Annotated in this window: 17 protein-coding genes; 11 read left to right on the top strand and 6 right to left on the bottom strand. The window is 66.7% G+C overall.

Annotation, left to right across the window (positions count from 1 at the left end; translation table 11 throughout):
* On the bottom strand, window positions 1-465 hold the full coding sequence (locus PF049_03030) for a peroxiredoxin (protein ID WBY17150.1): 465 nt from the start codon (window positions 463-465) through the stop codon (window positions 1-3).
* On the bottom strand, window positions 465-3,164 hold the full coding sequence (gene glnE, locus PF049_03025; GenBank protein ID WBY17149.1) for a bifunctional [glutamate--ammonia ligase]-adenylyl-L-tyrosine phosphorylase/[glutamate--ammonia-ligase] adenylyltransferase: 2,700 nt from the start codon (window positions 3,162-3,164) through the stop codon (window positions 465-467). The genes PF049_03030 and glnE overlap by 1 nt, the downstream gene beginning before the upstream one ends.
* 126 nt (window positions 3,165-3,290) lie before the next feature.
* Here glnE and PF049_03020 point away from each other — a divergent pair, with 126 nt between their 5' ends.
* Together PF049_03020 and PF049_03015 are read left to right on the top strand one after the other, a co-directional pair.
* Window positions 3,291-4,997, top strand: coding sequence for a M28 family metallopeptidase (locus PF049_03020; GenBank protein WBY17148.1), 1,707 nt, complete (start codon window positions 3,291-3,293; stop codon window positions 4,995-4,997).
* A 23-nt stretch (window positions 4,998-5,020) separates the two neighbouring features.
* Window positions 5,021-6,016 carry an agmatine deiminase family protein gene (locus tag PF049_03015; GenBank protein WBY17147.1) on the top strand — a complete coding sequence of 332 codons (996 nt, stop codon included), beginning with the start codon at window positions 5,021-5,023 and terminating at the stop codon, window positions 6,014-6,016.
* Window positions 6,017-6,196: 180 nt separating this feature from the next.
* Here PF049_03015 and PF049_03010 read toward each other — a convergent pair whose 3' ends face one another.
* From PF049_03010 to PF049_02995, 4 genes are all read right to left on the bottom strand, one after another.
* Window positions 6,197-6,943, bottom strand: a complete 747-nt coding sequence (locus PF049_03010; protein WBY17146.1) for a sulfite exporter TauE/SafE family protein — start codon at window positions 6,941-6,943, stop codon at window positions 6,197-6,199.
* Between the two features lie 4 nt (window positions 6,944-6,947).
* A complete protein-coding gene (gene thrS, locus PF049_03005; GenBank protein ID WBY17145.1) occupies window positions 6,948-8,990 on the bottom strand; it encodes a threonine--tRNA ligase in 2,043 nt (680 codons plus the stop codon).
* A 210-nt stretch (window positions 8,991-9,200) separates the two neighbouring features.
* Entirely contained in the window at window positions 9,201-10,076 is an 876-nt protein-coding gene (locus PF049_03000) for a glycosyltransferase (protein WBY17144.1), read from the bottom strand.
* A complete protein-coding gene (locus PF049_02995) occupies window positions 10,073-11,749 on the bottom strand; it encodes an alkaline phosphatase D family protein (protein ID WBY17143.1) in 1,677 nt (558 codons plus the stop codon). The genes PF049_03000 and PF049_02995 overlap by 4 nt, the downstream gene beginning before the upstream one ends.
* Window positions 11,750-11,902: 153 nt before the next feature.
* On the opposite strand from PF049_02995, the gene PF049_02990 reads away from it, so the two are divergent.
* From PF049_02990 to PF049_02950, 9 genes are all read left to right on the top strand, one after another.
* Window positions 11,903-12,085 carry a hypothetical protein gene (locus PF049_02990; protein ID WBY17142.1) on the top strand — a complete coding sequence of 61 codons (183 nt, stop codon included), beginning with the start codon at window positions 11,903-11,905 and terminating at the stop codon, window positions 12,083-12,085.
* A 3-nt stretch (window positions 12,086-12,088) separates the two neighbouring features.
* Window positions 12,089-12,511 carry a hypothetical protein gene (locus tag PF049_02985; protein WBY17141.1) on the top strand — a complete coding sequence of 141 codons (423 nt, stop codon included), beginning with the start codon at window positions 12,089-12,091 and terminating at the stop codon, window positions 12,509-12,511.
* Window positions 12,508-12,702, top strand: coding sequence for a helix-turn-helix transcriptional regulator (locus PF049_02980; protein ID WBY17140.1), 195 nt, complete (start codon window positions 12,508-12,510; stop codon window positions 12,700-12,702). The genes PF049_02985 and PF049_02980 overlap by 4 nt, the downstream gene beginning before the upstream one ends.
* A gap of 111 nt (window positions 12,703-12,813) precedes the next feature.
* Window positions 12,814-13,905, top strand: a complete 1,092-nt coding sequence (locus PF049_02975) for a YjgN family protein (protein ID WBY17970.1) — start codon at window positions 12,814-12,816, stop codon at window positions 13,903-13,905.
* 3 nt (window positions 13,906-13,908) lie between these two features.
* On the top strand, window positions 13,909-15,021 hold the full coding sequence (locus PF049_02970) for a M48 family metallopeptidase (GenBank protein ID WBY17139.1): 1,113 nt from the start codon (window positions 13,909-13,911) through the stop codon (window positions 15,019-15,021).
* Between the two features lie 58 nt (window positions 15,022-15,079).
* Window positions 15,080-15,823 carry an alpha/beta hydrolase gene (locus PF049_02965; GenBank protein ID WBY17138.1) on the top strand — a complete coding sequence of 248 codons (744 nt, stop codon included), beginning with the start codon at window positions 15,080-15,082 and terminating at the stop codon, window positions 15,821-15,823.
* Window positions 15,820-16,800, top strand: a complete 981-nt coding sequence (locus PF049_02960; protein WBY17137.1) for an LLM class flavin-dependent oxidoreductase — start codon at window positions 15,820-15,822, stop codon at window positions 16,798-16,800. Before PF049_02965 ends, PF049_02960 begins: the two co-directional genes overlap by 4 nt.
* Before the next feature lie 357 nt (window positions 16,801-17,157).
* On the top strand, window positions 17,158-21,894 hold the full coding sequence (locus PF049_02955) for an NAD-glutamate dehydrogenase (protein WBY17136.1): 4,737 nt from the start codon (window positions 17,158-17,160) through the stop codon (window positions 21,892-21,894).
* A 40-nt stretch (window positions 21,895-21,934) separates the two neighbouring features.
* On the top strand, window positions 21,935-23,161 hold the full coding sequence (locus PF049_02950) for an FAD-dependent oxidoreductase (GenBank protein WBY17969.1): 1,227 nt from the start codon (window positions 21,935-21,937) through the stop codon (window positions 23,159-23,161).
* Window positions 23,162-23,167 lie beyond the last annotated feature (6 nt).

Genomic DNA, 23,167 nt, shown 5'->3' with positions numbered 1-23,167 from the left:
TCAGAGCGCCTGCGCGGCGGCCAGCACTTCGGATGCGTGGTCCTTCACCTTCACCTTGGGCCAGATCTTCGCGATCGTCCCGTGGCGGTCGACCAGCACTGTGGTGCGCACCATGCCCATGAAGGTTTTCCCGTACATCTTCTTCTCGCACCAGATTCCGAGCGCATCGGAAAGGCCGTCTTCCTCAGCGTCCGTGGCGAGGTTCACCGTCAGGTCGTGCCTGGCGATGAAATTCTGGTGTTTCTTCGCTGAATCCTTGCTCACCCCCAGCAGCGCCGTACCCGCTTTCAGGAATTCGTCCTTCAGGGCGGAAAAATCCTTCGCCTCGGTCGTGCAGCCTGGCGTATTGTCGCGCGGATAGAAGAACAGGACCAGCTTCTCCCCTTCATATTGCGAGGGGCGGATAGTGCCGCCCTCCGGCGTTTCCATCGCGATGTCGGGAATCTTGTCGCCAGCGTCTGCCATCAGTCTATCTCCAGTGTCGTGCCGAGGAATCGGGACCAGCCCTCGGCGACGCAATGGCGTGCCCGGTCCAGCGATTGCAAGAGGTCCGACGGGCTGGCGACATTGCATGCGCCGGCCAGCGCCTCGGCCCGCGCATCGTCGGGCATGGCTGCGTCGGGCGCGAGCAGCCGCATGGCGACGATGGCCCGGCCAAGAATATCGTGCGCCTCCATCAGGCCTTCGGGCAGCAGGCCCGCTTGCGTCAATTCCCTGATCGCCGTCCATAATTGCGGCGAAAGACCGGCGCCGTGGCGCAATTGCTGGTGGTGGATCAGGAATTCGAGGTCGACCAGCCCCCCGCGCAGCAGCTTCGCATCGAGAGGACCGCGCGCAGGCTTGGCCGCAGCCATGTCCGCCCGCATCTTCAGCACGGCATCGCGTAGCTCGGCAGGATCCCGCGGCATGGTGAGCGCAGCGGCGAGTTCCGCTTCCACGGCCTCGCGCGCGGCTGGCGACCCGGCAACGACCCGCGCCCGGGTCAGGGCCATGTGCTCCCACGTCCACGCGTCTTTTTGCTGGTACCGGGAGAAGCTGTCGAGGCTGACGGCGAGCGGCCCCTGCACGCCCTGAGGCCTCAGCCGTGTGTCCACCTCGTAAAGAGCGCCCGTTGCCGTGGGCACGCCGAGCGCGGCGGCGACCCGCTGGGCCAGCCGGTTGTAATAGAGCGTTGCGCCCAGCGGTTTTTCCCCGTCGCTTTCGACCTGGAAATCGCCGGTGAACAGGAACACCAGGTCGAGGTCGGAGGCATGGGTCAGCGCGCAGCCGCCAAGCCGGCCAAGGCCAAGCACCACCAGTTCACTGTCGGGAATGCGCCCGTGGCGAATGGCGAATTCCTCGCTCGCCATCGCAACTGCGCGGCGCACGGCAGCTTCGGCCACGCGGGACAGGCCGGCAGCGATCTCCAGCGGATCATGCGCGGACTCGATCAGCTGGACGCCCATGGCAAACCGCTGTTCGGACGTGACGGTCTGCAGCCTGTCCAGCGCCCGCTCGTAATCGGTCCCGGCAGGCGACGTCATGGCCGCTTCCACCGACGCGGCATCACCCGGCAGGTCGAACGCGGTGCGATCGATCAGCGCATCGAGCAGCGAGGAAGAGCGCGCCAGCCGGTCCGCCAGGGGCGGGGCCAGCGACAGGATGCGCAGCATCTGTTCCAGCAGGCCGGGCCGCGCCTCCAGCAGGCGGAACAGGTTGATGGCGCTGGGCAGGGTGGCGAGCAGTTTCTCCCACCGCAGCAGGGCCTCGTCCGGTTCGGGCGTCGCGGCGATGGCTTCGAGGAATGACGGCAACAGGGACCGGAATGCCTCTTCCGCAGCACTGCTTCGCAAGGTGCGGTACCGCCCGTCGAGCCAGCCTTCGACCCGGTCCTCCATGCGTTTCCGCTCTGCAGGCTCCAGCGTCTCGACCTGCCGGACCGCGTCTCTAGCGCCGGGCAGCGGGGCCTCTTCCGCGCCGCCCCCGACCCGGTCGAGAAGCGTGTCGAACAGGGCGCCGACCCGCGCGGTATGGGCTGTCAGGTCCGAAACCAGCGCGTCCGGACCATCCAGCCCGTCGAGCTTCGCAATGCCTGCCAGCGCCTCTCCGTGCGGCAGGGAGTGGGTCTGGCGGTCCTCGACCATCTGCAGGCGATGCTCCACCGTGCGGAGCTTGCGATAGGCCTCTGCAAGCGCATGTGCGTCGTCTGCCGGGACGAGCTCCTCCGCCACCAGCGCATCCAGCGCGTCGAACAATCCGCGCACGCGCAATGCCGGCCTGCGGCCGCCATGGATCAGCTGGTGCGTCTGGACGAAGAACTCGATTTCCCGGATGCCGCCGCGGCCCTGCTTCAGATTGTAGCCCGGCCCCGGATCGCGCGGGCCGTCGTGCTTGGCCCGGATGCGGCGGGTGAGCGCGCCGATCTCCGCGATGGCCCCGAAATCGAGGCTGCGGCGCCAGATGAAGGGGTCGATCGCGGCCAGGAACGCCTCGCCCGCCGCAATCTCGCCCGATGCCGCACGTGCGCGCAGGAAGGCGGCCCTCTCCCACGGCAGGGCGCTGCTTTCGTAATGGGTGAGTGCGGCATTTTCCGGAATGGCGAGCGGACTGACCTCGGATGCGGGCCTCAGGCGCAAATCGACGCGAAACACGTATCCCTCCGCCGTATTGGCCGACAGCAATTGCACGATCTCGCGCGCGTAACGCTGCGCCGCTTCCCCCGGCTCGTCGCGGCGGCGGCGGGGGAGGGTTTCGGGGCGGTAAAGCAGGATCGGGTCGATGTCGGAGCTGTAGTTCAGCTCGCGCGCGCCGTGCTTGCCAAGCGCCAGCGCATAAAAGCCTGCCCTGCCCGGGTCCTCCGCATCGTCCACCCGGCGCTTGATCGCCGCAACGATCGCGCGCGACAAGGCGTCGTCGGCAAAGGCGGACAGTTCGCCTGTCACGGTTTCGAGGTCGAAAGCCCCGGCAAGGTCCCCGATGGCCAGCACCAGCGCCAGGCCCAGCCTTTCGCGGCGCAGGGCGGCGCCTGTCTCCTGCCCTTCCCCGCTTTGCCTTGCCCGGGCCAGCGCGCCAGCGCCTTCGCCAGCGGCCAGCATCTCGGCAAGATCCGGCCGCCTGCCCAGCGCCCGCGAGAGGAAGGGGGCGTGGGCCCGCGCCCGGTCCAGTGCTGCATCCCAGTCGGCCATGGCCCTGCCCTGCCTTCGCACCGCGCGCCTTGCAATGCCGCGATGTGCCGGAACGCTTGCCCAAAGGGATTGCCTTTGCGAAAAGCGGCGGCATTGGAACGCCTTCGAGAGACGGGATACCTTGATATGAAAAGCCTTTGCCTTGCCGCCGCCGCGGCCTTTGCCCTTGCAGGCTGCGATCAGTTGCCGGACGACATGTCGACGGTCAGCGATGCGCTGGACATCCCGGAAATTGCCGATGGCGAAATCTCGCAGGAAACGATGGTCAACGTCACGCGCGAGCTGTCGTCCGACGAATTCGAAGGCCGGATGCCGGGCACGCCGGGGGGTGAGAAAACGGTCGCCCTGCTGATCGAGGAATTCGAGAAGGCCGGCCTCGAGCCGGGCAATAACGGCGAATGGGTGCAGGACGTCCCGCTGGTCGAGATCACGGGCAAGGACTTCGACCCCCTCACCATCACCGATCCCGATGGCGATGCGGCGGGCGACATGACGCTGCAATTTTCGACCGACTGGGTCGGCGTGTCCTACAAGGAGAACGTCGAGACGAACCTTGAAGACAGCGAGATCGTCTTCGTCGGCTACGGCATCGATGCGGCGGAGCGCGACTGGAACGATTACGAAGGCGTCGACATGACGGGCAAGACCGCCCTCATCCTTGTCAACGATCCCGATTTCGGCAGCGACAGCCTGGAAGGCACGTTCGGTGGCAAGGCGATGACCTATTACGGCCGCTGGACCTACAAATACGAGGAAGCCGGCCGCAAGGGTGCCGCCGCCGCCCTGATCGTGCACGACACGGAGCCTGCTTCCTATGGCTGGAATGTCGTGGAAAGCAGCTGGTCCGGCCCGCAGGCCTATGCCCAGCGTGGGCCGAATGCGCCGCAAATGACCGACATGAACGGCTGGGTGCAGAAGGATGTCGCCCGCCGCATCGTCGAGGCTGCCGGGCAGGACTTCGACGCGCTGGTGGAAGCGGCGAAGAAGCCGGACTTCTCGCCCGTACCGCTCGGCCTGTCGGCCTCCACCTCGTTTCGCAACGACATCCGCACCTATTCTTCGCAGAACGTGATCGGCATCCTGCCGGGCACGGAACGACCGGATGAATACGTGATCCATACCGCGCACTGGGATCACCTTGGCCGCTGCACGCCTGCACCCGATGGCGACGAAATCTGCAACGGCGCGGTCGACAATGCGACCGGCACGGCGGCGCTCGTTGCCCTGGCGGAGGCGCAGGCGAAAGCGGGCGCGACAGCACGCAGCCTGGTCTTCCTGGCCGTGACGGCAGAGGAACAGGGGCTGCTGGGCGCGGACTATTACGCGGCCAACCCCGTATTCCCGCTCGCCCAGACGGTCGGCGGGATCAACATGGACGCATTCCAGGTCGCAGGTCCGGCGAAGGACGTGACCGTGGTCGGCCCGGGCAAGTCGCAGCTCGACGCCTTCCTCGAAGCGGCGCTCGAGGCCGATGGCCGTGTCGCCACCCCCAACCCCAAGCCGGAGGCCGGCTACTACTACCGGTCCGACCACTTCGCCTTCGCCAAGCGCGGGGTACCGATGCTTTATATCGATGGCGGGGAAGATCTCGTCGAAGGCGGGCGCGAGGCGGGCGCTGCCGTGGCGAAGGACTATACCGAGAACCGCTATCACGGGCCGAAGGACGAGTTCAACGAGGACTGGGACTGGTCCGGCGTGATGGGCGACCTGAACCTGTTCTACCGCCTCGGCCGCATGATGGGCATGAGCACCAGCTGGCCGAACTGGAACGATGGCGACGAATTCCGCGCCACCCGCGACGCTGATTGCGAGCGGAGCGAGGCTGGCTGTTGACCGGCAGAAGGGGAAGGCGGACCATGTCGGCAGGACGTGCCGTGACCATGCCGCCCGAATGGGCGCCGCAGGACTGGCTGTGGATCGGCTTTCCCCACGACGGTGAGGAATGGCCCTGCATCCTGCCGCGCGCGCAGGAACAGATTGCCGCCTTCGCCAACGCCGTCGCGGATAGCGGGCAGGAGGTTCGCCTGCTGGTCCGGGACGACGCCAACCTGCAACGGGCCCGCGCATTTGTATCGGACAAGGTCGTGCTGGAAAGCCGCGCCTATGGCGACATCTGGCTGCGCGATACCGGCCCACTCGTCCGCACGGACGGTTCTGCCCTGCGTTGCCGCTTCAACGGATGGGGCGGGAAATACCTGATGGCGGGCGACCCGACGATCGGTGCGGAGCTCGCCCGCGATGCCGGATTGCCGGTGGTGATGGGCGACTGGGTCCTGGAAGGAGGTGCCATCGATACGGACGGATCGGGCACCGTGCTCACGACCGAACAATGCCTGCTCAATCCCAATCGCAATCCCGACCTGTCGCGCAGCGACATCGAGACAAGGCTCGCCCGCGATCTCGGTTTCGGCCGCGTGGTCTGGCTGGGCGAGGGGCTGGTGAACGACCATACGGACGGCCATGTCGACAATCTTGCGCGCTTCGTCGGCCCGGGCCGCGTCGTCCTGCCGCAAGCGACCGGACCCGGCGATCCCAATGCTGCCATCTACGACGATGCCGCCGCCCGGCTCGAAGCGGCAGGGCTGGAGCTCGCTCGCATTCCCTCGCCCGGCAGGATCGAGCGCGACGGACGGATCGAGCCGGCAAGCTACGCCAATTTCGCGATAACCACGCATCTCGTGGTGGTTCCGACATTCGGCTCGGCACATGACGAAGGCGGGATTGCGGCCATCGCGGCGCTTTTCCCGGACCGCCGGACGATCGGCCTGCCTGCCGACGCGGTCCTGGCAGGCGGCGGCGGATTCCATTGCGCCAGCCAGCAGATGCCGACCCTGTCCGCAGGGGCGGATTAAGAGCCTGTTAGCTTCCGGCGGTCACAATTGCCGCCATGGTAAAGGCACTCATCCTGAAAGCGCGACCTGTCGCGCCTGCCCTGCACGAGGCGGCGCGCATGGCCATAGTCTATGGCTGTGCCTGTGCGCTGATCCTGGCAGGCACCATCTGAGGTCCTGTCGGCAGCGCAGTCTGCCTGCCTATCCCAACAGTTTGACCAGGGCCGCAGCAGCGGCGGCGAACAGGGCGAACGCGACGAAGCTGCGCCAGACCGGGTCGCTGACCTTGCCGAACGCCTTTGCGCCCAGCCAGTTGCCGACCAGGACCGCCGGGAACAGCAGCAGCGCCAGGATCGCCAGCCGCCATTGCAGCACACCGATCGCAAGCCCTGCACCCAGCCCGGCGAGTGCGGCGATGGTGAAGATCAGCAGCATGGATGCCTTGGCGATATGGCGCGGAATGTGCCGCCCCACGTAATAGGGCACGACGGGCGGCCCCGGCATCCCGGCAAAACCGGTCAGCAACCCGCTCGTCACGCCGACCGCGCCTGTCACCAGCGGGCCGGGCACGTCAGCCGCGCGGGTCGGCAGCAGGATGGCGAAGAAGGCCGAGAGGGCCACCAGCGCGATCAGGAAACGGGCGAGATCGGGCGGCGTCGCGGCCAGCAGGACCAGCCCCGGGGCGGTTGTCAGCACCACGATGCCGCTGATGACCAGCGCGCTTTTTTCCGCATCGCGCAGGATTTTCCGGATTTCCGACAGGCCGATGAACAAAGCGACGAAATTGGTCGCCAGCACCGCCTCGACCGGCGTCAGGGCCAGCGCCAACACCGGCACCAGCAGGATCGCCAGCCCGAACCCGGCCAGCCCGCGCACGAAGGCCGCGACGAACGCTGTCGCAAGCGCCGCCGCAACCTGCAGCGCGGTATAGCCTGCCAGCAGTTCCAACGGCTCAGTCGCGCAGATCGGGCGGCGTCGCCTCGGCGCGGAGCATGGCGATCGCCTCGTCCAGGCTCATCACGCGCTGTTCCTTCTCGCCCAGCGTGCGCACGGCGACCGTGCCTTCCTCTGCCTCGCGCTTGCCGACGACAAGCAGGTGCGGAACCTTGGCGAGGCTGTGTTCGCGGACCTTGTAGTTGATCTTCTCGTTGCGGATGTCGCTCTCGACCCGGATGCCCGCAGCTTTCAGCCTTTCCGCCACCTCGACTGCATAGCCATCGGCGTCGGAGGTGATCGTCGCCACCACGCTCTGCACCGGGGCCAGCCATGATGGCAGGCGGCCGGCGAAATGTTCGATCAGGATGCCGATGAAGCGTTCGTAGCTGCCGAAGATCGCGCGGTGCAGCATGACCGGGCGGTGCTTCTCGCCATCTTCGCCGATATAGGTCGCATCGAGGCGGTCGGGCAGGACGCGGTCGCCTTGGATCGTGCCGACCTGCCACGTGCGGCCGATCGCATCGGTCAGGTGCCATTCCAGCTTGGGCGCATAGAACGCGCCTTCGCCCGGCAGTTCTTCCCAGCCGTATTCGTCATTGTCCATGCCGGCTTCTGCCACGGCGTCGCGCAGTTCTTGCTCCGCCTTGTCCCAGTCGGCTTCGCTGCCGAACCGCTTTTCAGGGCGCAGGGCCAGCTTCACGTGATAGCTGAAGCCGAAATCGCGATAGACGCTGTCGGCCAGCGCGCAGAACTTGCGCACCTCCTCCACCACCTGGTCTTCCGTGCAGAAGATATGCGCATCGTCCTGCGTGAACTGGCGCACGCGCATCAGGCCGTGAAGCGCGCCATGCGGTTCGTTGCGGTGGCAGCAGCCCATCTCGCCCAGCCGGATCGGCAGGTCGCGGTAGGACGTGATACCCTGCTTGAACACCAGCACGTGGGCCGGGCAGTTCATCGGCTTGATCGCCATCCAGTCGGCATCCTCGGCCACTTTGGGCGAGGCGCCTTCCCCGCCATTGTCGTCGGCCAGGCCGTCCACTTCCGGCACGATGTCGGGGACGGCGAACATGTTCTCCGCATATTTACCCCAGTGGCCGGATTGCTCCCACTGGCGCACATCCATCAGCTGCGGCGTCTTGATCTCGCGGTAATCGGCGGCGTCCATCTTGCGGCGCATATAGGCTTCCAGCTCGCGCCAGATGCGATAGCCCTTGGGATGCCAGAACACGCTGCCGTGGGCCTCTTCCTGAAGGTGGAACAGGTCCATTTCGCGGCCCAGCTTGCGGTGGTCGCGCCTGGCGGCTTCCTCCAGCCGCGTGAGGTGAGCATTCAATTGCTTCTTGTTAAGCCAGCCCGTGCCGTAGATGCGCGTCAGCTGCGCATTGTTCTGGTCGCCGCGCCAATACGCGCCTGCAACCCGCATCAGCTTGAACGCCTGCGGATCGAGCCTGCCCGTGCTGGGCAGATGCGGGCCGCGGCACATGTCGAGCCAGGTGTCCTCGCTGTCCGCAGGGCCGGAATGATAGACGGTCAGTTCCTCGTCCTCGGGCAGTTCCTTGGCCCATTCCGCCTTGAAGGTTTCGCCTTCCGCTTCCCACTTGTCGATCAGTTGCTGGCGGGACCACACCTCGCGGATCAGCGGCTTGTCCGCCTTTATGATGCGGCGCATTTCCTCCTCGATCGCCGGAAGGTCGTCCATACTGAACGGATCGCGCGTGTCCGGCGCCTTCACATCGTAATAGAACCCGTCATCCGTCGCGGGACCGAAGGTGATCTGCGTGCCGGGGAACAGCGACTGGACGGCCTCCGCCAGGACGTGCGCGAAGTCGTGCCGCGCCAGTTCCAGCGCCTCTTCCTCGTCCTTCGCGGTGATCAGCGCCAGCTCTGCATCGCCGTCGAAGGCCCGGTTGAGATCGCGGATCTCGCCATCGACCCGGGCGGCAAGGGCAGCCTTGGCCAGGCCCGGTCCGATTGCCGTAGCAACGTCGGCGGGCGTGCTGCCCGGCTCCATCTCGCGCACCGAACCGTCGGGCAGGCTGATTTTCAAAAGCTGTGTCATCGTGTTCCGTCCGTCATTTGCCGCGCCCATGCCAGAGACCCGCGCGGCCATAAAGCGTGGCGTGCAATTTCTACGATTTCGGGAAAACGCCGCATCGCCCGAAACCGAGCGCGGGCAGCCTGCTCAATACGAGCGCGCCCACACCTCGAACAGACCCCGGAATGCCGGGGTCGCGGTAGTCGATGTGGTCAAGCGATTGGCCATGCGCGTTCAATAAGCCTGTCCGCTCCTTGCTGCAAGGGCGGCCCGCATCCAGCGCATGACGGCGCGGGACCTGGACAACGCCATACCGGGATGCGCGGCCACCGCGCGCGCCGCGTAGCGCAGGCGTGCCGGGTCTCGCCGCAGTTCCATCAGCGCAAGCCAGGCCATTGCGCGCGTTCGCCGGTCCGGCTCCTTCGGGATTTCCCGTTCCAGCAGGCGGTCATGCGCTGCTGCGATGGTCGTGGAATGGCGCGCGGTCATGCTGCCGGGGTGCAGGTTATAATCCAGCAGGCTTTCCCGGACCGGGCAGAAGCGGAACCGGTGCCGCGCCCGCAGCCAGAAATCGTAATCCTCGACCCCCTCCAGCGCCTCGTCATATCCGCCCAGCGCCTGCCATACCCCGGCCCGTGCCAGGAATGCGGGGCCAAGGATATTCGCCTGCAGGAGATCGCCCGGCGGGCGCGCCGCGTGATGGCCGGTGACAACGCCATCCGCGTCGATCTCGCGGTAGGCGGCATAGGCGACGGAGCAGCCCGGATGATCGCCGAGTGCCCGGACGAGGGTCTTGATCACTGCGGAATGCAGGCGGTTGTCGTGACTGGCCCAGCCGTGGAGCGCGCCGCGTGCATCGGCGAAACCGCGATTGAGGCTGGCAGGAAGGCCGCGCCTTGCCCGGTTCGTGCATATCCGGATGCGGGCATCGCCAGCGGCGACCTGCGCCAGCAGCGACGCGGTGGCATCGCTCGACGCGTCATCGATGCAGACCAGTTCGAAATCGGGGAACGTCTGGCCGAGGATCGAATCCAGCGCCTCCTGCAAATAACGCTCCCCGTTCCGGGCGGGCAGGACCAGCGTGACGCGCGTCGGCGGCGTTTCGGTCAAGCGTCTTCCAGCAGGTGTTCGCCGGGACGGGTCTGGAGGCGCTTCGTCGCCGCCAGCGCCGTCGATTTCTGCCTGATGCTGCCGAGGAACCGGTATTCCGCCACGGCGCGCTGCGGCGTCAGTTCGATCGCCATGTAGCCGCGCCGCGAAGTGTCGGCCCATTTCAGCTGCGCGTTATGCGCCGTCACCGCGCCTTCCAGCACCTGCGGCGGGACATTCGCCAGATACCCTTCGAAGCCGGGCGAGGTGACGGACTGGCCGGCGAACTCCACGCCTGCACGCTCTCCGCCATGATCCAGCTCGAAGGCCCAGGCATTGTGGCTGTCGCCTGCCAGGACCAGCAGGTTGGCACCCGCCTCTAGCGCCGATGAAAGCAGCCGTTCGCGCGCCGCCGGATAACCGTCCCACGCATCCATATTCATCGGCAGGCCCGCCCGGCTGGCCAGTGCCGCTGCCATTACGCGCTGGCGAATGAAGTCGGGCATGTCTTCCGTTACACCGCCCGCGAGTGCCGGCGGCGTCGACAGGCTACCCATGACGACCTGCTGGGCCAGCACTTGCCACGTCTTGCCCGAACGCGCCGACCGCGCGAGGCTGCTTGCCAGCCATTCCTCCTGCCCCGTGCCCAGCATCGTGCGGGCGGGATCGCGATAGGCGCCGTCGCGGAACGCCGACAGGCGCGCCACCATGTCGTCGGGCGAAGTGCCGCCAGCCATGATCTCGCGCAGGGACGGTGGCCGCGACCGGGCCGTCAGCCGGGTTTCCAGCCGAAACAGAGTGGCAAGGTCGCCAATGTCGTAGGCTTCATACGGATTGTCCGACACGGGCAGCCATTCGCGGTAGGCGCGCATCGCAGCGGCCTTGCGAACCGCCCAGTCGCCCTCTGTGTCCGGCTGGTGATTCTCCGCTCCGTCGGCGTAGCTGTCGTTTGCGCTTTCGTGATCGTCCCATCCCATGATCATCGGATAAAGCTGCGTCATCCGGCGCAGGTCGGGGTCGACGCGGTAGCTGGCGTGGCGCAGGCGGTAATCGGCCAGCGCGACGGTTTCGCCCACGGGAGCGAACCGCCGTCCGGACATCGGATCGTCGGGGTAACGCCCCGCTTCGTATTCGTAGAAATAGTCGCCCGTATGGACCAGCAGGTCGAAATCGTTGGCCTCTGCCGCATGAGCATAGGCGTTGAACCAGCCGAAACCGATATTGGAGCACGAGAACACCGCCATGCGGAAGCGGGCCGTCGGCCCGGCGGGCAGCGTGCGCGTGCGGCCTTTTTCGCTGACGGTGCCGTCCGGCGCCACGAAGCGGTAGTAATACCACGTATCCGGCTCCAGCCCGTCGATCACGACCTTCGCGCAGAAATCGTTTTCGGGCCGTGCGGTCGCGGTATCGCCCCGGGTATGGGAGAAGAAATCCAGTGTCCTGCTGACCTCGACCGCCAGCGCCGTGTCCTGTGGTGCGACATAGCGCGTCCACAGCAGCACGCGGTCGGGCCCCGGCTCCCCGCTTGCGACGCCGTGGGTGAAACCGCGCGCCGATTGTGCGGCCAGCGAAGACGCGGACGGCAACCCCGCCGACAGGATACCGCCCACCGCGCCGCCTTTCAGCAGGGACCGGCGATCGATGCCGGATGCGGACGGCAGGGACGGACGTGACGGGGGTTCGCTGGGCACCATGGTGGTCTCTCCTTCGCGCCTTTCATGCGCGCATTGCATGACTGCGATATGACCCGCGCGATGGCAAGGCTTCGCTCCATTATGGAAAGGGTGATTGACAATCGGCCGACTCGATGTCAAATACCCTTTCCATAGTTGAAAGGGAACTTGACCATGAACGGATATCTCGCCTCCATAGCCTGCGCCTTCGCAATGATCCTCGTCGCGCTCGGGATACGCCAGGGCGGGGTCGATGCCGACACAGGGACTTTGCTGATGCTGACCCTGCCTGCCATTGCCGTTTCCCTGTCGGCACGCAAGAAATGCAACCTGCCGTTCGTAAAGGGACGCTGCTGAACCATGGCCGATTGCTCCAGCCCCGCGACGAAACGCTATGTTCGCCGCCTCGCCGTGCTCATGACCCTGTACCTCGCGGTGCTGTTCGGCGCGAAGACGGCATTCAACGCGGTCCAGCCCGAAGGCCCTCTCGCCTTTGCCCTCGCCATCGCTCCGGCGATTCCCATCATCGGCGTCTTCTGGGCCGTGATGCGCCTGCTGGTGGAGGAGACCGACGAATACATACGGATGCTGTTCGTGCGCCAGTGCCTGTTTGCGACGGGTTTCTGCCTGACCATCGTCACGATCTGGCAGTGGCTGCAGAATTTCGACCTGGTGCCGGCCGGCAATGGCGGCTTCGGCGCGGCGTTCTTCTGGTTCGCGGGGCTGGGGCTCGGGGCCGTTTTCAACCGGGTGACCGTGGGCGACTGGGGTAATCTCTGGTGAAGAACAGACTAAAGGTCCTGCGGGCCGAACGCAGCTGGAGCCAGCAGGAACTGGCCAACCGGCTGGGCGTCAGCCGGCAGAGCGTCAATGCCATCGAAACGGGGCGCTACGACCCCTCGCTGCCCCTTGCCTTCACCATTGCAGGCGTGTTCGAGCTGGCGATCGAGGAGATCTTCGAGCCCGGCGAATAACACGCCCCCGCTTGACGCAGCCCGCCCGGTCGCTGCACCAAGGGACCGGATCGGGATAAATCGGGGGCAATTTCTTTCATGACAGACCACAACGGCGCGGGGGCGCCGGGCATGGACGCGCCGCCCGCGGCGAGCGGTGACACCAGCGCGTTCCGGTTCGAGGGCACGTGGCAGGAATTCGCCCCGATCGCCTTCACCAACCTGTTGCTGACGATCGTCACGCTGGGCATCTACCGTTTCTGGGCGACCACGCGCGAGCGGCAATATCTCTGGTCGCGCAGCCGGTTCGTCGACGAGACGCTGGAATGGAACGGCACGGGGATGGAGCTGTTCATCGGTTTCCTGCTGGTGCTGGTCCTGCTGGTCGCGCCGTTCTTCCTGCTGTCGCAGCTGGCACAGGCGATGGTCCTGCGCGGGCAGGAACAGCTCGGCTCCCTCATCACCCTCGTCTCTTTCGTGGTGTTCTTCTACCTCGCCGGGGTCGCCCGGTTCCGGGCGCTGCGATACCGGCTTTCGCGCACTCGCTGGCGCGGCATTCGCGGCGGCAGCGACGATCGCGGCTTCCGGTTCGGCCTGTCCTACATGTGGAAGACGATCTTCGGCTATCTCCCGCTCGGCCTGCTGATCCCCTGGTCGATGACCAGCCTGTGGAACGAGCGCTGGAGCAAGATGAGTTTCGGCCCCTACGGTTTCGAGGCCAATGCGGACCCGGTGCCGGTCTTCAAGCGGTTCCTGCTGTTCTACCTCATGCCGTTCGTCTTCATCATTGCGGGCGGAACGATGGCCGCCGCCTTCATGGGCATGGGAAGCGAGGCGTTCGACAGTCCCGAACTGGCGCCCGGTTTCATCATCGCGATATTCGTCGGTATTCTCGGCATCTACCTGGCGCTGGGCCTGATCGCAGTGGCGTTCTATGCCGCGTTCTACCGCGAGGCGGTGGGCGCCACGCACTGGGGTGATGTGCAGTTCGAATTCAATGCGTCCACCATGGACTGGTTCAAGCTGATCCTGGGCGACGTGGCGCTGGTCGCCCTGACGCTGGGCGTGGGGTATATCTTCCTGTCCTATCGGCACTGGAAATTCTTCATCGTGCACATGGATGCACGCGGCGAGATCCTGCTGGACGAACTGACCCAGTCGCAGACCGCGACGGCAGGCCACGGCGAGGGCCTGCTCGACGCCTTCGACGTGGGGGCCATCTAAGCGGTGGAGGGACAGGCGGTCTCGGTAAGCTGGTATGACGGTCTGTCCGCCGTGCGGAGGGACGGTACGGCGTGGCTGGACGAGACAGGATCGCTGGTCCTGCAGGACCGGGCCGGCAATTCCGAAACCGTTCCCCCCGGCGACCTGGTCTATGGCGAGAGCCTGCAGGCGGAAACCGTCTACAAGCGCGAAAGTGTGCCCGATTTCCGGCTGCGCCTTCCCCGCGACCTGCCCCCGGCTCTCGCATCCGCCCTGCCCGCGCCGACGCGCTATGGCCGGTGGATCGACCGGATAGGGCTGGGCAAGGCGGCGATCGCTTTTGCCGCGGCCAGCGCGGGCTGCGTCGCCCTGTTCATGACCGCGCCCGAATGGCTGGGCCCGATGGTCCCGCCCGCCTGGGAACGGCAGATCGGCAATGCGATGGTGGGCGATCTGGGGGGCAAGATCTGCCACACGCCGGAAGGCGATGCCGCGCTGGCAAAGCTGCTGGACGCGGTCGATCCCGAAACCGATAAGGTGCGGGCAGGCATCGCTAACATGGGCATGGTCAATGCAGTCGCGCTGCCCGGCGGGCAGGTGCTGCTGTTCGACGGGCTGGTCCAGCAGGCCGAAACGCCGGAAGAGCTGGCGGGCGTGCTGGGACACGAGGTCGGCCATGTCCGCGAGCGCCATGTCATGACCTCTATCCTGCGGCAGTTCGGCCTGTCGATCCTGCTGGCGGGCTCCAATTCCGGGGTCGGCAACACGGCGTTCGGGGTCGCCAGCCTCGGCTATTCGCGCGAGGCGGAGCGGGAAGCGGACGAGTATGCCCGTGCCCGCATGACGCAGAGCAACATCTCGCCGCTTGGTGCGGCTGCCTTCTTCGAACGGCTGGGCGGCGGCGGGGACGAAGAAGGCCCCAACGAGAATACAACCGGCGATGCCGGAGACAATGACGAACCGGGCTTGATCGGCTGGATCGCCAGCCACCCCGCCCCCGGAGAGCGGGCGAAGGCATATCGCGACAGTGCCCGCGAGGATGCGGAGTATCGCCCGGTGCTGACGCAGACAGAATTCGCCGCGCTCAAGATCATGTGCGACCAGGACGAGGACGTGGAGGAATTCGAGTTCTTCTGACGCAGCCGCCGCCGCTGGCCTTGCGAAGCATGCCGGCCGCCCCGACATGGCATGCGCCATGACCGACATCCGATATCGCGACCTGCCCGATGGGCGCCGCATCGCCTTCCGCCTGGCGGAGCCATCCCCGGACAATGCGCGCCCGACGCTGGTCTTCCTCCCCGGCTACATGTCGGACATGGCCGGCGGCAAGGCGACTGCGCTTTTCGACCACTGCGCCAGCACCGGACGCGGCTGCCTGCTGATGGATTATTCCGGATGCGGCCAGAGCAGCGGCGACTTCGCAGACGGCACGCTCGGCCGCTGGCGGGACGAGGTGCTCGCGCTGATCGACGCCCATGTTGCAGGCCCGGTCCTGATGGTGGGGTCGTCCATGGGCGGCTGGCTGATGCTGATGGTCGGCATGGCGCTGGGCCAGCGGCTGGCAGGGCTGGTCGGCATCGCATCCGCGCCCGATTTCACGGACTGGGGCCGCAGCGAAGAAGACAAGGAAACGCTCGGCCGCGGCGAGACCGTCTTCGACCCCAACCCCTACGGCCCGGAACCGACGCCGATGCACCCCGGCTTCTTCGCGGACGGGCAGGACAACCTCCTGCTGGGATCGCCCATCCCCATCACCTGCCCCGTGCGCCTGCTGCACGGGCAGGCCGATGCCGATGTCCCGTGGGAGACAAGCCTGCGTCTTGCAGATGCGCTCGAAAGCCGGGACGTCGTGGTGACGCTGGTCAAGGGCGGCGACCACAGGCTCAGCCGCGAGGAAGATATCGCCCGCCTTATCACCATCGTGGAGGATGCCGCATGACCAGACTTTCCGTTCTCGATCTCGTTCCCGTCCGCGAAGGGCAGGGCCCGGCAGAAGCGATGCAGGCGACGACCGATCTCGCCCGCGCGGCCGAAGAGGCAGGCTGCCACAGATTCTGGGTGGCGGAACATCACGCCATGCCCGGCATTGCAGGCGGCGCGACCTCCGTCGTGCTGGCGCATATCGGCAATGCGACGAATGCCATCCGTATCGGGTCGGGCGGCATCATGCTGCCCAACCATACCCCGTTCCAGATTGCCGAGCAGTTCGGAACGCTCGATGCGCTGTTCCCCGGCCGGATCGATCTCGGCCTGGGCCGCGCGCCCGGCGCCGGACCGGAATTGCAGCGGGCCCTTCGCAAGGATTTGCGCGCCGCGTCGGAATATTTCCCGCAGGACGTGGCGGAACTGCGTGCCCTGTTCACGGGCGAACCGGAAATGCCGGTCAAGGCTACGCCGGGTTACGGCGCCGATGTCGAGATGTGGATGCTGGGGTCCAGCCTGTTCGGCGCGCAGCTCGCCGCGCGGCTGGGCCTTCCCTATGCCTTTGCCAGCCATTTCGCGCCCGACCATCTCGATGCCGCGCTGGAGGTCTATCGCCGCGATTTCCAGCCGAGCGCGCAGTGCCCCGAGCCCCATGTGATGGCCGCGATGACGATCTTCTGTGCCGAAAACGAGGCAGAGGCGCACCTGATCGCGACCAGCCAGGCACAGGCCTTCGTCAACCTCAGAACCGGCAATCCTGGCAAGCTGCAACCGCCGGTCGAGGGATACCGCGACACGCTGCCCGCGCCCGCAAAGGCTATGCTGGCTAATCTCGACCAGGCATCCGCCATCGGCACCCCGTCGCAGGTCGCCTCCGCCATCGCCGCTTTCGTGCAGCGCACCGGCGCGGACGAGATCGTCGCGTCGGGCGCGACCTTCGATCCCGAGGCCAGGGCCCGCTCGGTCCGCCTGACCGCCGAAGCGATCGGCTAGACCGGGCGAGCCCCGGCGCGTGCCGGCAGGTGCAAGCCTGTGCGACCTTGGGGGGGTGCATCCGGGCCGCGCGGCACTGGGGACCGGTGGCAGCGTGTCCCGGCGCCGTGCCCGACGGTGATCCGCCGAGGGAAGCGTTGGGACAACCAGATACGCAGCCACTGATCCTGTTGTAGAAAGCAGCGCCGGTTTGCGGGCGCACAGTGCTCGAAAACTTCACTTCATCGTCCGCAGGCGGCGACTGGCAGCGCGCCACCTTCCGCTACGTTTCGCAAAGCTTGCCGCCCATCACGCAACATTCTATCCGGCCATGCGTCGGGACCGCACCGGAACCCGCGCAAGGGAGCAGGCCACCCCATGGGGTCCAAGAACAACGCAGAAAAATCCGCACCTTCCAAACAGGCAGCCGCCTTGCAGAAGGAGCTTGCCAAGCGGCTCAAGGCCTCCCTCCTTCCCAGCGATACACCGTTTACCGGGACCGAATTGCAGGCCGCCGCGCGGTTCCTGTTCGATGCCGCATCGCTGCGGAAAGCGGGCGAGACCGGCCTCTCCCTGGTTTCGGAAACGGGCGACCGCCGGTTCCTGCGGATCGCGATCGTCAATGCCGACATGCCCTTCCTCGTCGATTCGGTGGCGGCGACCCTCGCCGCGCACGGGCTGGTCATCGACCACCTGATTCACCCGGTCATCGCGGTCGAACGAGATAGCGAAGGGCGCATGACCGCCCTGCCGGCGAAACCCGGCGATGCCTGCCGCGAATCGATGATCTATCTCGAGACCGACCGGGTCGATGCGAAGAAGCGCCGCGAGATCGAGGAAGCGCTGCTGACCACGCTGGGCGATGTGCGCGCATCGGTTCGCGACTGGCCGCGCCTGCAGGAAGAAATGTCGGCCGACGCCGCCGCGATTGCCGAACGGGCGAGCGACGAGGAAGGCGCTGCCCTGCTGCAATGGCTGAACGACGGGATGCTGACCCAGCTCGGCCATGTCACGCGCCACCGCGATGGCAGCCATTCGGACCTGCTGGGCATTTGCCGCCGCAGTGCGAAGCAGATTCTGGCGGAAGAATCCTACGAACGCGCCTTCGACTGGTTCGACCGGCAGGGCGATGAAGCGCGCGAACCCCTGGTCATCAAGGCCAACCGGGTCTCCAACGTCCATCGCCGCATCCCGCTCGACCTGTTCATCGTCCCCCGCCGCGATGCGAGCGGCAGGGTCGAGGCCCTGTCGATCCATGCCGGCGTATGGACCAGCGCCGCGCTGGCTGCGCCGCCTGCCGCCGTGCCCCGCCTGCGCTCCCAGCTTGCCGAGCTGATGGATACGCTGGGCTTCGATCCCCTCGGCCACGCGGGCAAGGCGCTGGTCCATGCGCTGACCCGCCTGCCTCACGACCTGCTGGTCGGGTTCGAAGCGGAGGATTTGCGCCGGATCACCACCACCATGATCAGCCTGGTCGACCGCCCGCGGGCCAAAATCGCGCTGGTCGAGGCGCCGCTGGCCCGCCACGTGTTTGCCTTCGCCTGGCTGCCCCGCGATTCCATGTCCACCGCTGTGCGCCACCAGATCACCGGGATGCTGGAGGAAATGACCGGCGCCAGCCTGCTGGACTGGAGCCTGGAGATCGAGGGCGGCACGCTGGCCATGCTCCGCTTCGTGCTCGACAACCGCCAGCAGCGCCGACAGGTCGACGAGACCGCGGTCGAGGAACGCCTGCAATCCATGCTGCGCGGCTGGAGCGAGGCGGTCGAGACGGAACTGGCCGACATCGTCTCCCCGCAGCGCGCGGCGGCACTGGCCATGCGTTACGGCAGCGGTTTCTCCGCATCCTACCGCGCCCGCTACGGCGCGCGCGAGGCGGCGCTCGACATCGACAATCTGCGCCAGCTCGGCACGCACGAGGAGGAGGATGCAGGCGGCCCCCAGCGCAGCGCCCGGCTCTATCACCTCGACGGCGACCCACAGGACCGGATGCGGCTGAAGGTTTACCAGCATCACGGCAGCCTGCCGCTGTCCGATGCCGTGCCGGAGCTGGAGAATTTCGGTTTCCGCGTGCTGGAGGAAATCCCCAACCCGGTCGAGAATGGCGACCTCGGTACGGTGCACGACTTCCTGCTCGAAACCCTGCCCGGGATCGAGAGCCGGTCGGTGCTGGACCGCGCCGCCACCATCGAGAGCGCGATTGCCGCCGTGCTCAACGATGTGGGCGAGGACGACGCCTTCAACCGGCTGGTCGTCGGTGCCGGGATGAACGCGCAGGAAGCCGAATGGCTGCGCGCGATCTACCGCTACCTGCGCCAGACCGGGATGGGCTTCACCATCTACACCGTGGTCGATGCGCTGGCCCGTGCCCCGCAGGTCACGGCCGCACTGATCGCGCTGTTCCGGGCGAAACACGATCCCGCTTTCGAAGGCGACCGCGACAAGGCGATCAAGGAGGCACGCAGCGCCATCAAGTCCGGCCTCGCCAAAGTTGCGGCCATCAATGACGACCGCCTTCTGCGGCTCTATCACGGCGTGATCGAGGCCATGCTGCGGACCAACGCCTTCGCCCCCGATCCCGAGGCGCTGGCCTTCAAGATGGATTCGGCCAAGGTCCCCGGCCTGCCCCTGCCGCTGCCCTGGCGGGAAATCTTCGTCTATTCCCGCCGGGTCGAAGGCATCCACCTGCGGGCCGGACCGGTCGCCCGCGGCGGCCTGCGCTGGTCCGACCGGCGCGACGATTTCCGGACCGAGATCCTGGGTCTGATGAAGGCGCAGCGGGTCAAGAACGCGGTCATCGTGCCCAGCGGCGCGAAAGGCGGGTTCTATCCCAAGCAACTGCCCGATCCCGCAACCGACCGCGAAGGGTGGGCCGCTGAAGGGCAGGCAAGCTACGAGGTGTTCATCCGCACGCTGCTGTCGATCACCGACAATCTGGAAGGCGACAAGGTCGTGCATCCCGAAGGCGTGCATATCCGCGACGGGGCGGACCCCTATTTCGTGGTTGCCGCCGACAAGGGCACGGCGCGCTTTTCCGACGTCGCCAATGCGATCGCCATCGGACGCGGCTTCTGGCTGGGCGATGCCTTCGCCAGCGGTGGCTCCAACGGATACGATCACAAGGCGATGGGTATCACTGCGCGCGGCGCATGGGTTTCGGTCCAGCGCCATTTCCGCGAAATGGGCGTGGACGTGCAGTCCGAACCGGTCAGCGTGGTGGGCTGTGGCGACATGTCGGGCGATGTCTTCGGCAACGGGATGCTGCTGTCGAAATCCATCCGCCTGGTCGCCGCCTTCGACCACCGGCACATCTTCATCGATCCCGAACCCGATGCAGCGAAAAGCTGGAAGGAACGCAAGCGGTTGTTCGACCTGCCACGGTCCAGCTGGGACGATTACGACCGCGACCTGATTTCCAAGGGCGGCGGCGTCTATCCGCGCACGGCCAAGACGATCAAGCTGTCTGCGGCCGCGCGCCGGGCGCTGGGCGTCGAAGCGGGCGAGATGGAGCCCGAGGCCCTGATTTCGGCCATCCTCAAAGCGCCGGCCGACCTGCTGTGGTTCGGCGGGATCGGCACCTATGTGAAGGGATCGGGCGAGAACAACATCCAGGTCGGCGATCCCGCCAACGATGCCTTGCGCGTCAATGGAGAGGACGTGCGTGCCCGCGTCATCGGCGAAGGCGCCAATCTGGGCATCACCCAGGCCGGACGCATCGAATTCGCGCTGGACGGCGCGGGCGGTGCCGGGGGCCGGATAAATACCGACTTCATCGACAATTCGGCCGGCGTCGATTGCTCCGACAACGAGGTGAACATAAAGATCGCGCTGGAAGCGGCCCGGCGTTCCGGCAAGCTGTCCGAGAAGCGGCGCATCGAGCTTCTGGAATCCATGACCGACGACGTCGCGGATATCGTGCTGGAGGATAACAGGCTCCAGGCGCTCGCCCTGTCGATCGCCTCGCATGGCGGGGCCGAGTCCACCGGCTCGCTGGTCCGCCTGATGGAAACGCTGGAGGAACGCGGCGCGCTCGATCGCCAGACGGAAGGGCTGGCCGATACGGAAAGCCTCGTGCGCCGCTCGGGCGATGGCGCGGGCCTTACCCGGCCGGAGCTGGCCGTCCTGCTGTCGAGCACGAAACTGGTGCTGCAGGATGCCATCGAGGAAAGCGGCCTGCCCGACGATCCCGCAATGGAAAAACCGTTGCTGGACTATTTCCCGGAAGCGATGCGGCGCAAGTTCTCTGCCCAGATCGAGGAACACCGCCTGCGGCGCGAAATCGCGGCCACCGGCCTTGCCAATCGCATCGTCAACCGCATGGGCATCATCCACACCTTCGAACTGGCGGAGGAAGAAGGCGTGGGCCTGGCCGAAGTGGCCATCGCCTTCGTCGCGGTGGAGCGGCTGTTGGGCATGGACGAGATCTGGGACGCGCTGGACACGGGCGATATGCCCGAATCCATCCGGCTCCAGCTGTTCGACCGGGTCGCCACCGCCATGCGCATCCACATGGCCGACCTGCTGCGCGCCTGCCCCGGCACGCGCAGCCCGTCCGCCATCATCGACACTCTGCAGGACGAGGTCGCGGAACTGACCCGCGCGACCGCCAACCTTCTGGGCGCGGAAAACCGCCAGCGTTCCGCCCGGATGCGGGCCGAATTCGCACAGGCCGGTGCGCCTGAGGTATCGGCCCATGCCGCCGCCCACCTCTTCGACCTTGACGGCGCCATCGGGCTGGCCAAGCTGTCGGAAGACCTCGCCATCGATCCGCGCGCGCTGACATCTGCCTTTACCGACCTTGGCGCCCGTCTCGGTCTCGACTGGGCGCAGGGCGTGGCCGCACTCATGAACCCGTCGGACGTGTGGGAACGCCTGCTCGTTTCCGGCCTCGCCAGGGACTTCCAGCAGATGCGCTTCGATTTCCTGAAGCGGCTGTCGCGGCGCAAGGGGGCGAAGGACGATCCCGCCGGGGCCGTCGCCGACTGGGCAGAGGACAACGCCGCCGCCATCCGCCAGTTCGGCAGCATGATCGGCCGCGCGCAGGCGCATACGCCGGTCGCTCCGGCCATGCTGGCGCAGATTGCCAGCCAGGCGCGAAACCTGCTGGCCCGCTGATAGCTTGACGGGCGCGGCCATGGGCGACATTCCCCCTGCCATGGAACGGGCAGATGTCATCATCGTGGGTTCGGGGCATGGCGGCGCGCAGGCTGCCATCGCCCTGCGGCAGAAGGGTTTCGAAGGCAGCATCGCCATCGTCACCCGGGACCGGGAGCCTCCGTATGAGCGGCCGCCCCTGTCGAAGGACTACCTCGCCGGGGACAAGCCGTTCGAGAAGCTGCTGCTGCGGCCGGAAAAATTCTGGGCCGACAAGCAGATCGACCTGCTCACCGGCCTGGGCGTCACCGCGATCGACCCGGCTGCCAAGACCATCGAATGCGGCGAAGACCGCTCCATCGGCTATAGCCAGCTGATCTGGGCTGCCGGGGGCAATGCGCGGCGGCTGTCCTGCTCCGGTGCGGATTATCGCAATGTGCACACTATCAGGAACCGCGCCGACACCGACCGGCTGCGCGCCGATATCGATGCCGGGGCGAAACGTGCCGTCATCGTCGGGGCGGGCTATATCGGCCTGGAAGCGGCGGCCGTCATGCGGCAGCGGGGGCTGGATGTTACCGTGCTGGAAGCGCAGGACCGGGTGATGGCCCGGGTTGCCGGGCCCGAACTGTCGGATTTCTACGCCGCGCAGCACCGGGCCCGCGGCGTCGACCTTCGGCTCGATACGCAGCTCGAAAGCATTCCGGGCGAAGGGGAGCGGGCCCATGCCGTCCGCCTGCCGGGGGGTGAGGAAATCGCGGCCGATCTCGTCGTTTTCGGCGTGGGCATCGTACCTTCCATCGGTCCGCTGATCGCTGCCGGTGCCGCCGGCTCCAACGGCGTCGATGTGGACGAGTTCTGCCGCACCAGCCTCGACGATATCTTCGCCATCGGCGACTGCGCGGCCCATGCCAACGATTTCGCCGCAGGGGCGGTCATCCGGCTGGAATCGGTCCAGAACGCGAACGACATGGCCAATGTCGCCGCAGCCACGATCTGCGGCGATCCCGGGCCCTATCATGCCGTGCCATGGTTCTGGTCGAACCAGTATGACCTGCGCCTGCAGACGGTGGGTCTGTCGATCGATTACGATGCCTGCGTCATGCGCGGCGATCCGGCTGAGGCCAGCTTCAGCGTGGTTTACCTGCGCGAAGGGCGTGTCATCGCGCTCGATTGCGTGAACCGGACGAAGGATTACGCGCAGGGGCGCAAGCTGGTCGAGGCGCGGCTGGAAGCGAGCGCGGACGACCTCGCCGATATCGAGCGTCCGCTGAAAGACCTGCTCTGACGCGCG

Source organism: Erythrobacteraceae bacterium WH01K, assembly GCA_027941995.1.
Taxonomy (GTDB): domain Bacteria; phylum Pseudomonadota; class Alphaproteobacteria; order Sphingomonadales; family Sphingomonadaceae; genus CAJXSN01.
The sequence above is the reverse complement of the archived record's forward strand: the minus strand, read 5'-3'. Positions and strand labels throughout refer to the sequence as shown.